Raw genomic sequence first — 13,473 nt, forward strand, 5'->3', positions numbered from 1 at the left:
AAAGAAGGAAGTTTTTGCACATGCAAGTTATTCAACTACATCATCCCTATGAACCCAATCAAATTCCTAATGAAGAAGTCGTGATGGTCCTAGGCTTTTTTGACGGTGTTCACAAAGGCCACCAAAAAGTAATTGAAACAGGCAAAAAGATTGCTGAGGAAAAAGGCTTGAAGTTAGCTGTGATGACCTTCAACCAACACCCATCAATCGTTTTTCAAAAAGTTTTACCAGAAAATATGAAATATTTAACTAGCTTGGAACAAAAAGAACGCCTAATGGCCAACTTGGGCGTTGATATTTTATATATTGTCGAATTTACTTCAGCGTTTGCTCAATTAAAACCGCAAGATTTTGTCGATCAGTATATCGTTAATTTAAATAGTGCAGTGGCAGTCTCTGGGTTTGATTATACGTATGGTCCTAAAGAAATCGCTGGAGTCAAACAGTTACCAACTTATGCGCAAGGCCGTTTTGAAGTGGTGACAGTACCAAAAGAAGAAATGACTGGTGCCAAAATTAGCTCAACAAGAATTCGCGAAAAAATGGAAGCCGGCGAAATGGAGGAGGTCACGGAGTTGTTAGGATATATTTATGAAACAGAAGGAACAGTTGTCCATGGCGATGCTCGTGGCCGTTTATTGGGTTTCCCGACCGCTAATGTCAAAGTGAAAAGCACCGTGCGCTTACCAAGAATTGGCGTCTATGCTGTGCAAATCGAAGTTGGTGGCAAATGGTATGTCGGCATGGGCTCAATTGGTCATAATGACACCTTTGGAGAAGGACGCGATTTAACCGTGGAAGTCTATATTTTGGACTTCCATCAAGACATCTATGGCGAACAAGTGGTGGTTCGTTGGAATCATTATTTACGTGACCAAGTGAAATTCAATGGGGCTGAAGCCTTAATCGACCAATTAAAACAAGATGAACGAGATACGGCTGACTATTTCCAACAATCTGAGGACAAATAATGAAGATTCGTCAAGAAAAACCTGCAGAGTATCAAGCTATAGAGCGTTTAACATATCAAGCGTTTAAGGAATTAAACTTGACCGAAAACTGGCGTCCCACAGAACATTTTATCGTGCATTTATTAAGAGAAAGTGCCGACTTTATTCCGGAGTTGTCCTTAGTTTCAGAAACTGATCAAGGAAAATTAACGGGTCATATTATGTCTTCAAAAGCCAAACTACGATTACCTGATCATACAGAGAAGGCTGTTTTGACCGTTGGGCCGCTAAGTGTCCATCCAGAAGCACAGAACACGGGCGTAGGCTCAGCGTTAATTAAGCATTCTGTGCAGAAGGCCAAAGAATTAGGCATCGGCGGATTGATTATCTTGGGCCATCCAACTTACTATAAGAAGTTCGGTTTTGTTCCAGCGACTACTTTTCAGATTACGTTACCGGAAAAAGAAACATCAGAAGCATTATTGGCTTTGGAATTACTGCCAGGTTATTTTGGTACAAGTGGTGGGGAGTGGCATTTTTCAACATGCTTTGCTTATCCAGAAACACACCCTGCAGAATTAGAAGCCTTTGAAGCGGACATCGGAATAAATGAATAAAGAATAATAAGACACACCAACCACTAGTTAAGTACTGGTGGTTGGCGTGTCTTTACTACTTTTTATTACAAAGTAGTTGACAGAACCGGTACTCAGTATTATTATGTAGTGGTACATAGTACTAAAGAGTAGTTCAGGGAGGAAAAGCAGTGAAGCAGACAGAGTTGCTAAAAGGCATTTTAGAAGGTTTAGTTTTAGCCATCATCCAAAGGAAAGAAACATATGGTTATGAAATTACAAAAATTTTAAATGACCAAGGGTTTACTGAAATTGTTGAAGGAACCGTTTATACGATTTTACTGCGTTTAGAAAAAAATCAATGGGTTATAGCTGAAAAAAAGCCTTCAGAAAAAGGACCAATGCGGAAGTTCTATCGCTTAACCTCATCAGGAGAAGCAGAACTCGCTGATTTTTGGCAGCGTTGGACGTTGCTTTCAAAACAAGTAAACAAGATGAAAAAAATGGAGGGGTAGAGCATGTCAGATTTTAAAGCGTTGATCAAAAAAGTTATTGGGGATAAAAAAGAGTACAAAGAATATAAACGACGGATTGCAGCATTACCAGCAGAGTATCGACAAGTATTTCAAGAAATTGAAAAATATGCTTGGCATTTTTCAGATCATAGCGGAGCCAATATGTTCAATGCGTTGACTGATTTACTTGATTTGTTTGAAGAAGGAGCTGCTAACGGAACACCTATCAAAAATATTACGGGAGAAAAAGTAGGCGATTTTGCTGAAACAATTGTCAATGAAGTCGCTGGCAAATGGACCGATAAACAGAAAGAAAAACTGAATCATCAATTTTCTAAACAATAGTCAAAACAAAAAAGGAGAATAAACATGGTTGAAAATTTTTTTAAAGAAGGAAAGTTGCTGGTTATTCCCAAGAAAAATGCGAAAAAAGTCCAAGTGTTTCAACGTGTGGCCAACCAATTTGAATTTGGGAAAGAATATACGGAAAAAGAAGTCAATCAGCGATTTAGAGAAATCTATGAAGATTATGCACTTTTGAGACGGTATTTAGTAGATTATCAGTATTTAGAAAGAGATAAGTTTGGAAAAATTTATCAGAAATGTGAGCAACACACAAAAATTATATAAATGTCTTTTTTTAAAAGTAGCGAAACTAGGTGAAATGAACCAAGTCTAGCTACTTTTTGTTATGTAAGCTTAGTAATAGTTCTATAAAAAACTCTCTATTTGTTTTCTAACTCAGACTGGTAAGATTGATTTAATTAGAAAAAGATAGAGGTGAGAGAATGAATCTACGTACTTTAGGTCTAACAAAAATTCTTTTGACCTTTATTATATTAAGTATTATTGGCGCGTTAATGATTTATAGCGCCAGTAGCTATGACTTGCTGATGCAAGGCGTGAAGCCCACTGCTGTGTTTATTAAACAAGGCATTATTATGTGTCTGAGCTGGGTGCTAATGTTCGTGATCTACAAAGTTCGACTAGAAGTGTTATTTAATAAAAAAATTGCGATTGGACTGCTTTTAGTTTCGGTACTATTACTGTTAATGGTTCGACTACCTTTTTTTGGTGTAGCAGCGAATGGCGCACAACGTTGGATTTCTCTCTTTGGAATCCAATTTCAGCCATCAGAGCTTTGTAATTTTGCGATTATTTATTACTTGAGTTGTTATTTAGGTGAAAAAGAAAATGGCTTGACAACGAAGCAGTTAAGGAAACAATGGCTGTTTGTTTTGGTCGTTGCATTTTTAGTTTTGATTCAACCCAAAGTTGGCGGGGCTATTCTTATTTTAGTTATTGGCAGTGTCTTGATTTTCTCAGCAAGTATTCATGCAAAATTTAGTGTAATTGCTGCGGGGATTGTCGTTGCTAGCGCGGCGCTTCTTTCTAAAATAATTATTTTTCTCGGGGATCACCAGTACTTACCACATTTTTTTGCGCATGTGTATGACCGCTTAGTTGTTTTGAAAAATCCGTTTTTATCCTTTCATGATCGCGGATTTCAGCCTTCAATGGCCTATTTGGCGATGTATAACGGTGGGTTTTGGGGCACCGGACTAGCCAATGGTATGGTAAAAAAAGGTGGCTTACCAGAAGGTCAAACCGATTTTATTTTTGCGGTAATTGTGGAAGAACTTGGTTTGATTGGCGGCTTACTATTGCTATTTCTTTTGTTATTTTTAGCGGCCTCGATTTTGCGGAGTAGTTGTGTAATAAAAAATCATTGTTACGGCTTGTTCTTGTTAGGGGTCGGGACCTTGATTTTAGCTCAAACGGCGATTAACATTGGTGGCGTTTTGGGTTTGATTCCAATGACGGGAATTCCTTTACCGTTTGTTAGTTACGGTGGGACAAGTTATTTAATCTTTTCAGTGGCATTAGGAATCGTCATTAAAATTATTGCAAACGAAAGGCGGCAGTTAAATGGTCAATACAAAAAAATTCAACTTACATCTTAATTATGATTTATTATTGCCCATTTTTTTACTCACACTTTTATCTTCTGGTGTGCAATATTGGATTGCCGTTAATGAAGGAAAAGATGGAACTGTGCCAGCATTAAAACAACTTTTCTTTATTTTTGTTGGCTATGCAGGCATGTTTTTAGCTAGTCGGCTGTCACAGAAGTTTATTTGGAAAGTAGCTCCTTTTTTCTATGGGTTTTCATTAATCTTGATGAGCGCTTTGTATTTTTCCTATGATAAAGGAATGTATTTATTGACGGGCACAAAGCGCTGGTTAGATTTAGGGTTTATTAAATTTCAGCCATCAGAAATTGCGAAAATTGCGTTTATTTTAATGTTGGCAAAAATTATTGTCCAACACGAGCAACAAGACTGGTCCGATAAATGGCGTTCAGACAAGCAACTTCTAAAAAAAATCGTTGCGGTTAGTGTCCCTGTTTTTTTCTTGATGGCGGTACAAAAAGATTTTGGAACATCCCTTGTTTTCGTAACGATTATTCTATCTCTTTTAGTTATTTCAGGAATTGATCGCAAAATTTTAATCATTATTTTCAGTGCTTTAGCAACGTTAGGCGTGGTCTTGATTCTGTTAGTCTTTACAGAGTGGGGGCACAAAGTACTCTTCTTTTTACATTGTAAACAATATCAATTGGATCGAATTTTAGCATGGATTCATCCCTATGATTATGTCGATAAAATCTCCTATCAACAAGTACAAGGCTTATTGGCAATCGGTTCGGGTGGTTTATTTGGCAAGGGTGTGCATGGGATTGAGGTGTATGTCCCTGTTCGTGAGTCTGATATGGTTTTTACTTTTATCGGGGAAGCCTGGGGCTTTGTGGGCAGTGCCACCGTTGTTTTTCTCTATTTTTACTTGTTTTATCAAGTTTTAGTAGCTGGCTTGCGGAGCAATTCGCGTTTTTGCATGTACATCTGTGTCGCCCTCATTTTTTCGCTGGTTTTTCAAACGGTGGAGAATATCGGTGCGGTGATTGGACTGTTGCCGTTAAAAGGTATTCCGCTTCCGTTTTTAAGTCAAGGAGGCACTTCGTTAGTGATGGCTATCACTTCTTTAGGATTTGTCAAAGGAAGAGAAGCCGCTACCTGAAAACACAAATAAAAACCAAGACTGGAACTCGCTTGCCGACAAGCTCTAGTCTTGGTTTTTACTATTGGAATTGTTTTTGGCATTCAGCCAAAAGTTGTTGAAGTTGTCGACTCATATAACGTTCTTTTAAATAATAAACTGCCATGTTTCGTTTAGGTAGTTCTTGGTAAGTCAGTGTATGAATCGAATTGTCTAAAAGTTGAATATTTGTGTATTCGGGGACAATAGCGAAACTATCGGAATGAGACACCAAGTGAGTAATAAGTGAAAGAGTATCCACTTGAATGACTTTCTCTGGAGAAAAATTAGAAAACGTAGTATCTAGCCAATTGGTTAATTTGTTTTGCTCGGAAAATTCGGTATTTAAACGGACGAAGGGGTACATTGTTAGTTCTTTTAAAATTTCTTCCGTCGTGGCTTTTGCCAAAGCTGGATGATCGTTTCTTAAAATGAATTGATAATTTGCTGTAAATAAATCAATTTTACCAATATGTTCAGGTAATGGTAAGTCAGCAAAGGAAATACCAAAATCTGCATCCATTGTTTCCAAGGATTGAAGAATATTTTCTGTAATAATAGTGTGGACTTGTAAGTTGGATGAACGATCCGTTAATGTTGTCATTAGTAAGTCATTCAATTTATATTCTAAATCACAGAGATAAGTGGCTACATAAATATGGTTGGAAGAATGATTAATTTCTTTTAGCTCTTCTTCAATTGAGACCAACTCATTGGTGATGCGCCAACAATATTTTTCTAAAATTAATCCAGCCGGTGTTAAGGTGGTAGTTTGACCTTGGCGATTAAAAAGTTCAGCGCCTAACGTTGCTTCAAGAATTTTTATTTGCTTACTTAATGCAGCTTGAGAAATTGCTAAATTTTCGGCTGCTTTAGTAAATTGTTTCACTTTGCATAACTCTAAAAAATAATGTAAACGAAATAGTTCCATGGGAATTCCTCCTTTTTCTATTCCTAGAATAAATAACGTAATTGTTCGAATAAATAACGGTGTGCTTCACAATGTCCGTGATGATTATTCTGAACTAAATAGATGGCTCGTTCTGGACTATCTTCCAGAGGAATACCAACTAAGTTACGTCTGTTTAGTTCATCAGTGAGTGAATAGGGAAGGATGCTACAGGCTTTTTCTCGTTGGACCATGTCTAAGACTAAATGAAGAGAAGGGAGTTCGATGACGATTTGCCGATTTTCCCAATTGATTTTACGTTCCCAACGTTTAAACACTTTTTTTTCATATACTTGATCGGAATATGCAGCAAAAGGTAAAGAACGAATTTCGTCAATCGTTACGCTATCGGCATGGGCTAAAGGATGATTTTTATTGACACAAAGGAGATAGCTTTCTGTATAAATTAATTCTTTCTCTAATGGAATCGAGGTATCCAAAAATATCCCAATCCCGATGTCAATTAAATCTGTTTCCAAGGCTGTTTCAAGATCGTAATAATACTTAAAATCAATACTTACATACGGATAGGATTGATTAAATAACAACAAGACTTCTCCAAATGCTTTATCTATATCAATTAAGTTTGTTCCAATCCGAATAGTCGTTGTCGATCCTTGGGTCACTAATTCATTAATCTCTTCTTGCGCTTCCTTAATGAGTGCAAAAATCATTTCTGTTCGCTTGGCGACGACTTCGCCTGCTGGAGAAAGCCGACAATGTTTCTTGTCTCTTAAAATTAATGAAGCACCTAATTCACGTTCCAACTCCTTGAGCTGGGTACTTAAATAAGGTTGACTCGTATGGAGCTTTTGAGAAGCTAAAGTAAAACTCGCATACTTTGAAACTGCCATAAAATATTCTAGTTGTTGTAATTTCATTTTCCTCACCGCCGTTTCTTTAACTATACAAAAAATAGCAGAAGAAAAGCTTCTCGACAAGGCTATCTGACGGTCTTTAGATTAATTTAACCAGTTATGATTCTATGAATAAATACGAATCATACCAGAAAACCATAGTAAATAAGCGGATTATTTTTCTTTTTGTTACTGAAGGGACAAAAAGTTATCTGCTAAAAACTTTTTCTATATCGTTATTTTTTCAAGGAAGAATTATACTTGCTGTTGTAATTAAATAAGATTTGTTAGGTGAGGCTCCTATACAAACATAGGCTACTGCCCAAAAATGTCGAGAGACGCCAATGGGTAGAACAGGAACTGTCGAATGAAGGCTTTTCTTAAGGTAGCTAAAAGCAATCGCTTTTTACGTTGTATAGTGCTAAAGCTCAACGATAAGAACGATTATTCTTTGACACGTTGAGTTTTCAGCGTGTCTTTTTTGTGGAAAGGGTGAGGAAAATGGAAGATGAACCGATCGTCAATTCAAGTCAACAACAGATAAATGAGGTGAAAGAAAATGGAAAAGAAAATGCGTCACTTGGGCCATGACTATAGTTACAAAAAGTTTGCCCATTCAGAAGTAGAAAAAGTTTTACAACGTTTTGGCTCAACTTGGGATGGCATTAAACACCAAGATATTGAGGAATTACAAGAACGTTATGGCCGCAACAAAATTATGAATGAAAAAAAAGCTTCACGGCTGCGACTTTTTATAAAATCGTATATCACGCCGTTTACTTTGGTGTTATTAGCACTAGCCACGATTTCATTCTTTACAGAATATGTCTATGCTGCGCCAGAGGAAAAAGATGTGACTGGCGTGTTAATTATGTTAGCGATGGTCATCTTAAGCGGCACGATGAGTTTTGTCCAATCAGTCAAATCAAGCAATGCAGTTGAAAAATTACAAAATATGATTAAAGTTACAGCGACAGTCATTCGTGACAAGAAGCAAATGGAAATTCCTATTGAGGAAGTTGTGTGTGGCGACTTAGTCCAACTATCCGCTGGCGATATGATTCCAGCCGATTTACGTTTAATCCAATCTAAAGACTTATTTGTTTCCCAATCATCCCTGACTGGAGAGAGTTTTCCCATTGAAAAACACGCGACTCATCAAAAAGATAGTGATCAAATTGATACAGAATATGACAATCTTTTATTTTTAGGAACAAATGTAATTAGTGGCACTGGTTTGGGCATTGTCATTAAAGTTGGTAATCAAACTTTATTCGGACGGATGGCTTCTGATAACGGAGAAGAGCAGCAGCAGACGAGTTTTGAAACAGGAATTAATAAAACAACGTGGGTGCTGATTCGCTTTATGTTGGTCATTACGCCAACTGTTTTTCTAATTAATGGGTTAACAAAAGGCGATTGGGTGGAAGCATTAATGTTCGCGATTGCCACAGCTGTCGGCTTGACACCAGAAATGTTACCTATGATTGTAACAACCAATTTAGTCAAAGGTTCTCGAGAAATGGCTAAAGAAGGCACGATTATGAAAAATGTCAATGCCATTCAAAATTTTGGCGGGATGGATGTACTTTGTACGGATAAAACAGGTACCTTAACACAAGATAAAGTAATTTTAGAATACCACTATAATATTGGGTGCCAAGAAGATCAAAAAGTCTTGGATTTAGCATTTCTAAACAGTTATTTTCAAACAGGTTTGCGTAATTTAATGGATAACGCCGTTATTCAAGCGGCGACGCAAGAAAGTGATATACAATCAGATGATTTTTATAAAGTAGATGAAATTCCTTTCGATTTCAATAGACGTCGAATGAGTGTGATTATCAAAGAGTTTAAAACGCGAGAAACACGCTTAATTACCAAAGGTGCGGTTGAAGAAATGCTCTTGGTCTGCACACAGGTACTTTTAAATGGCGAAATTGTGCCCTTAACAGAGACGCTACGTCAAAAAATTACCAAAGACGTTGAAGCTTTAAATCGAGATGGTTTGCGCGTTCTAGCAATTGCCGATAAAAAAGTCGAAGCGGCTGAATGGGAGTATACAACTAAAGATGAATCAGAGTTGATTTTACAAGGTTATCTTGCCTTCTTGGATCCGCCAAAAGAAACAGCAGCGGCAGCTATTCACGCCTTGCATCAACATAATGTAGCTGTGAAAGTATTAACGGGGGACAATCAATATGTGACGCATTCTGTTTGTAAAGAAGTTGGTCTGGCTGGCGAAAAAATTATTACAGGAAATGAACTTCAACAATTAAACCAAGAAGAATTAAGAAGAACCGTTCAAGCGTATAATATTTTCGCCAAAATTACGCCCGACCAAAAAGTTCGCATTGTAAATGCATTAACTGAAAATGGTCAAACTGTTGGCTTTTTAGGTGATGGAATAAATGATGCTGGAGCAATGCGTGCTGCTGATGTAGGAATCTCTGTTGATACAGCTGTCGATGTGGCGAAAGAATCGGCGGATGTAATTTTATTGAGAAAAGATTTAATGGTTTTGGAAAAAGGAATTTTATCTGGACGGCGCGTGTTTACGAACACGATGAAGTACGTCAAATTAACAGCAAGTTCTAATTTTGGCAATGTTTTTTCCGTGATCCCAGCAAGTATCTTTTTACCATTTTTACCGATTGCTCCGATTCAATCGCTATTATTAAATCTAATTTACGATACTTCGTGCATGTCAGTTCCTTGGGACAAGGTAGATGAAGAATATGTAGAAAAACCAAAAAAATGGGAACCAAAATCAATTGGTAATTTTATGCGTTGGTTTGGTCCAACGAGTTCTATTTTTGATATTGTTACCTATTTATTTATGTATTTCATTGTGTGTCCGGCTATCCTAGGTGGCTCATTCTTTGAATTAAATGGAGCAGATCAATTGCTCTTTATCGGTATTTTCCATGCAGGGTGGTTCATTGAGTCCTTATGGTCCCAAATGCTCGTCTTGCATTTCCTACGGACAGAAAAAATGCCTTTCCTTCAAAGTAGTGCTTCTGGAATTATGACGTTAGTCACTACAGCAGGGATTGTTCTCGGAACTGTTTTACCCTTTACCGCTTTCGGTGCAGAACTAGGATTTGTCGGTTTATCACCAAGCTATTTCTTGTATTTAATCCCGACAATTGTTGCTTATTTAGCACTGGTTGCGTTCATTAAAGTTTTATACGTCAAACGTTACGGTCAATTACTGTAACTGATTTGTACTATTATATATAGAATAGAAAAATTTTTTTACTTTTCTTTCAAGGTTGAGGAGGTGTCGGGTTTTCATGACAGCTCCTCGTTGTTGTTTAAAGTGACTGTGCGAATTTTTTTATGGATTTATTTGTCATTTACAGTTAGTATGGCTAGTAGAGACTTTCCAAAAAGAACGAGCTTTTTGGTAATAAGGAGATAAAACGAGCTAATGACCAAAACAAACCAACTTTCAACTTCAACGCCGATGTTCGATCGGTCGGCCTATATTCATATTCCATTTTGTGAGCATATTTGTTATTATTGCGATTTTAACAAGGTCTTTTTAGAAGGACAACCAGTTGATGAATATATTCAGAGTTTATTAAAAGAAATTCAACTTACGCAAGCATTGTATCCAGAACAAGAAATGAAAACCATCTATATTGGCGGAGGCACGCCAACTTCATTATCAGCGAAACAGTTAGATGTGCTACTAAAAGGGGTTCGCGAACAGCTAACATTTGATGACCGAAATGAATTTACGGTGGAAGCAAACCCTGGTGATTTAACCCAAGAAAAATTACAAGTCATGAAAAACTATGGCGTCAATCGTCTTTCGATGGGCGTTCAGACATTTGATGATCGCTTGCTCAAAAAAATCGGCCGCAAGCACACCGCCGCAGATGTTTATGAAACAATGAAATTTTTAGAGAAAGAAAATTTTACCAATGTCAGTATTGACTTAATCTATGCTTTACCTGGACAAACATTGGAAAGTTTTCGCGATACTTTGACAAGAGCCTTAGCATTGGACTTGCCGCACTATTCGCTTTATTCATTAATTCTTGAAAATAAAACAATGTTCATGAACTGGGTTCGCCAAGGACGGTTACAGCTGCCTGAAGAAGAAATCGAAGCACAGATGTTTGACGAAACGATTGAAGCAATGGAGAAAAAAGGACGGCATCAATATGAAGTCAGTAATTTTGCTTTAACAGGAAAAGAAAGCCAGCATAATCTAGCTTATTGGAATAATGACCACTACTATGGATTTGGCGCAGGTGCCAGCGGCTATCTTGGGCAAACTCGTTACAAAAATCACGGTCCAATCCAACATTATTTGAAACCCTTGCGAGAAAATCAATTGCCAATTGTGGAGACTGAAGAATTAACTCGTCTAAATCAAATAGAAGAGGAGCTATTTTTAGGCTTACGTAAAAAAGTAGGTATTTCTAAACAAAAATTCCAACAAAAATTTCAGGAACCAATTGAAGCAATTTATGGAGAGGTCATTCAACGCTTAATCAAAGAAGAATTATTAATTGAAGAAGCAGATATCTTACGTTTAACGAAAAAAGGACTATTTGTGGGGAATAATGTTTTTGAAGCATTTTTGTTAAGTGAAAAAGAGTAAAAAAATAAAAAAATCATCGAAGTGTGACAAAGCATTTCGATGATTTTTTTATTACAAAAGTTGGTATTGATGGTTTTTGAAGGTGGTTTGCAGTGATTAGCACTCTTGCGTGAAGAGTGCTAAAAAGTTGCGTATTTCCCTTGACAAAAAGGTAAGGACTTGTTATATTAGTATATGTAGTTAGCACTTAGATGTTAAGAGTGCTAATGAAGGGTGGTAATAACGATGATTACAGAAAGACAACAAAATATCTTGAGACTTATCATCCAAAATTACACGAACACGGGCTTACCTGTCGGTTCTAAGAAATTGATGGAGGATGGCATTGCCTCTAGTTCTGCCACAATTCGTAATGATATGAAAGCATTAGAAGAATACGGCTTATTAGCTAAGACCCATTCTTCTTCAGGGCGGATTCCCTCAATGGCTGGTTATCGTTACTACGTGGATCATCTTTTACAACCAACACAAGTAGAAGAGAACGAACTTAGAAGGATCCGTCAATCTTTTGGAAAAGAATTTCATGAGATTAATGATATTATTCGACAATCAGCTGAAATTCTATCAGAATTGACAAGTTATACTGCTTTTTCATTAGGACCTGAAGTGAAAGAACGGAAATTAACCGGCTTTCGAATGGTTCCTTTGAATGATCGGCAAGTCCTTGCTATTATAGTGACAGATAAAGGCAATGTTGAAAACCAAGTATTTGCCATTCCTGCCGCTGTTTCTAGCCAAGATCTTGAAAAAATGACACAAATCATCAATGATAAGTTGGTTGGACAACCTTTGTTGACCGTTTATCATCGTTTGCGGACGGAGATTCCGATGATTTTACATCGCTATTTCCAAACGCCAGAAGGAATGATGAACTTATTCGATGAGATGTTAGGACATGCCTTTGAAGAAAAAGTCTTTGTCGGTGGTCGCATGAATTTGTTAGATTTTGGCATCAAACAAGATATTGAACAATTGAAATCTGTCTATTCCTTTATGCAAAATTCTGATGAGCTGACGCATTTATTAAATGGTTCTGCAACAACAGAAAATCCAATTGTTTTTCGTATCGGCTCAGAAATTGGCAACAATCTCTTAGAAGATATGAGCATGATCACTGCTACGTATGAAGTATCAGGACATGGCAAAGGAACAATTGCCCTGCTAGGACCAACCAGTATGCCGTATTCAAAAATATTCGGTTTGGTAGACACGTTTCGACATGAGCTAGCTTCACAACTAGGTGACTATTACCGTTTTTTAGGTAATTAAGCAAACCTTGTTAGGATAAGAAGTAGATGCATAAAGAGAAAGGAAGTTGCTGAAGTGAGTAAAAAAGAAGAGAAGCAAGAAGAATTACAAGAAGAAATGGAAGCTGTTGATGCTGCTGGCGTTTCTGAAGTAGAAGTTGAAGCAACAGAGATCGAAAATCTTAAAGCAGAGCTTTCCGAAATGGAAGACAAGTTCTTGCGGGCAAGAGCCGAAATTGCTAATATGAGCAATCGAAATAAAAACGAACGAGAATTATTAGTTCGTTACCGCTCACAAGATTTAGGTAAAAAGATTTTACCATCTATTGATAATTTAGAACGAGCAATGGCTATTGAAGTATCAGATGAACAAGGCGAAAGCTTGAAAAAAGGTATTTCGATGGTGCTAGAAAGTATTACTGTGGCTTTAAAAGAAGAAGGAATTGAAGAAATCCCAGCAATGGGCGAAACCTTTGATCCAAATTTACATCAAGCCGTTCAAACAGTCCCTGCTTCTGAAGAAACCCCAGCAGATACCATTGTTGAAGTTCTACAAAAAGGGTACAAATTACAAGATCGTGTATTACGACCATCAATGGTCATTGTTGCACAATAACAAACGTTAATTAAAAATATATTATTATAGAAAACTAATACAGATTGGAG

At 37.1% G+C, this 13,473-nt stretch carries 13 protein-coding genes and 1 riboswitch; of the genes, 11 read left to right on the top strand and 2 right to left on the bottom strand.

Annotation, left to right across the window (positions count from 1 at the left end; all coding sequences use genetic code 11):
• The first annotated feature begins 20 nt into the window (after positions 1-20).
• From ribF to AB3I72_RS00125, 7 genes are all read left to right on the top strand, one after another.
• Complete coding sequence (gene ribF, locus AB3I72_RS00095; protein ID WP_002363808.1) at positions 21-971, top strand: riboflavin biosynthesis protein RibF; 951 nt, start codon at positions 21-23, stop codon at positions 969-971.
• The gene (locus AB3I72_RS00100) at positions 971-1,567 is read left to right on the top strand and encodes a GNAT family N-acetyltransferase (protein WP_368023381.1); all 597 of its coding nucleotides are present in this window, start codon (positions 971-973) and stop codon (positions 1,565-1,567) included. The genes ribF and AB3I72_RS00100 overlap by 1 nt, the downstream gene beginning before the upstream one ends.
• 149 nt (positions 1,568-1,716) lie before the next feature.
• The gene (locus AB3I72_RS00105; protein WP_002357837.1) at positions 1,717-2,040 is read left to right on the top strand and encodes a PadR family transcriptional regulator; all 324 of its coding nucleotides are present in this window, start codon (positions 1,717-1,719) and stop codon (positions 2,038-2,040) included.
• A gap of 3 nt (positions 2,041-2,043) precedes the next feature.
• The gene (locus tag AB3I72_RS00110) at positions 2,044-2,385 is read left to right on the top strand and encodes a DUF1048 domain-containing protein (protein WP_002395093.1); all 342 of its coding nucleotides are present in this window, start codon (positions 2,044-2,046) and stop codon (positions 2,383-2,385) included.
• Positions 2,386-2,409: 24 nt separating this feature from the next.
• A complete protein-coding gene (locus AB3I72_RS00115; protein WP_061100971.1) occupies positions 2,410-2,670 on the top strand; it encodes a DUF2087 domain-containing protein in 261 nt (86 codons plus the stop codon).
• A 158-nt stretch (positions 2,671-2,828) separates the two neighbouring features.
• Positions 2,829-4,004: an FtsW/RodA/SpoVE family cell cycle protein gene (locus tag AB3I72_RS00120; RefSeq protein WP_002377695.1), complete on the top strand. Its 1,176-nt coding sequence runs from the start codon at positions 2,829-2,831 to the stop codon at positions 4,002-4,004.
• A complete protein-coding gene (locus tag AB3I72_RS00125) occupies positions 3,970-5,118 on the top strand; it encodes an FtsW/RodA/SpoVE family cell cycle protein (RefSeq protein ID WP_368023382.1) in 1,149 nt (382 codons plus the stop codon). Before AB3I72_RS00120 ends, AB3I72_RS00125 begins: the two co-directional genes overlap by 35 nt.
• Positions 5,119-5,179: 61 nt before the next feature.
• Here the strand turns inward: AB3I72_RS00125 and AB3I72_RS00130 are convergent, their stop codons facing one another.
• Entirely contained in the window at positions 5,180-6,067 is an 888-nt protein-coding gene (locus AB3I72_RS00130) for a LysR family transcriptional regulator (RefSeq protein WP_002357832.1), read from the bottom strand.
• 23 nt (positions 6,068-6,090) lie between these two features.
• Positions 6,091-6,966: a LysR family transcriptional regulator gene (locus AB3I72_RS00135; RefSeq protein ID WP_002382245.1), complete on the bottom strand. Its 876-nt coding sequence runs from the start codon at positions 6,964-6,966 to the stop codon at positions 6,091-6,093.
• A gap of 252 nt (positions 6,967-7,218) precedes the next feature.
• Positions 7,219-7,389: riboswitch (M-box (ykoK) riboswitch) on the top strand.
• A 112-nt stretch (positions 7,390-7,501) separates the two neighbouring features.
• On the opposite strand from AB3I72_RS00135, the gene mgtA reads away from it, so the two are divergent.
• From mgtA to grpE, 4 genes are all read left to right on the top strand, one after another.
• Positions 7,502-10,162, top strand: a complete 2,661-nt coding sequence (gene mgtA, locus AB3I72_RS00140; RefSeq protein ID WP_368015213.1) for a magnesium-translocating P-type ATPase — start codon at positions 7,502-7,504, stop codon at positions 10,160-10,162.
• A 249-nt stretch (positions 10,163-10,411) separates the two neighbouring features.
• Complete coding sequence (gene hemW, locus AB3I72_RS00145) at positions 10,412-11,560, top strand: radical SAM family heme chaperone HemW (RefSeq protein ID WP_002360468.1); 1,149 nt, start codon at positions 10,412-10,414, stop codon at positions 11,558-11,560.
• Positions 11,561-11,785: 225 nt separating this feature from the next.
• Entirely contained in the window at positions 11,786-12,829 is a 1,044-nt protein-coding gene (gene hrcA, locus AB3I72_RS00150) for a heat-inducible transcriptional repressor HrcA (RefSeq protein ID WP_002357828.1), read from the top strand.
• A gap of 54 nt (positions 12,830-12,883) precedes the next feature.
• A complete protein-coding gene (gene grpE / locus AB3I72_RS00155) occupies positions 12,884-13,423 on the top strand; it encodes a nucleotide exchange factor GrpE (protein WP_002357827.1) in 540 nt (179 codons plus the stop codon).
• Positions 13,424-13,473: the final 50 nt, after the last annotated feature.

It is taken from the genome of Enterococcus sp. GC34, from assembly GCF_040886645.1.
GTDB lineage: Bacteria > Bacillota > Bacilli > Lactobacillales > Enterococcaceae > Enterococcus > Enterococcus faecalis.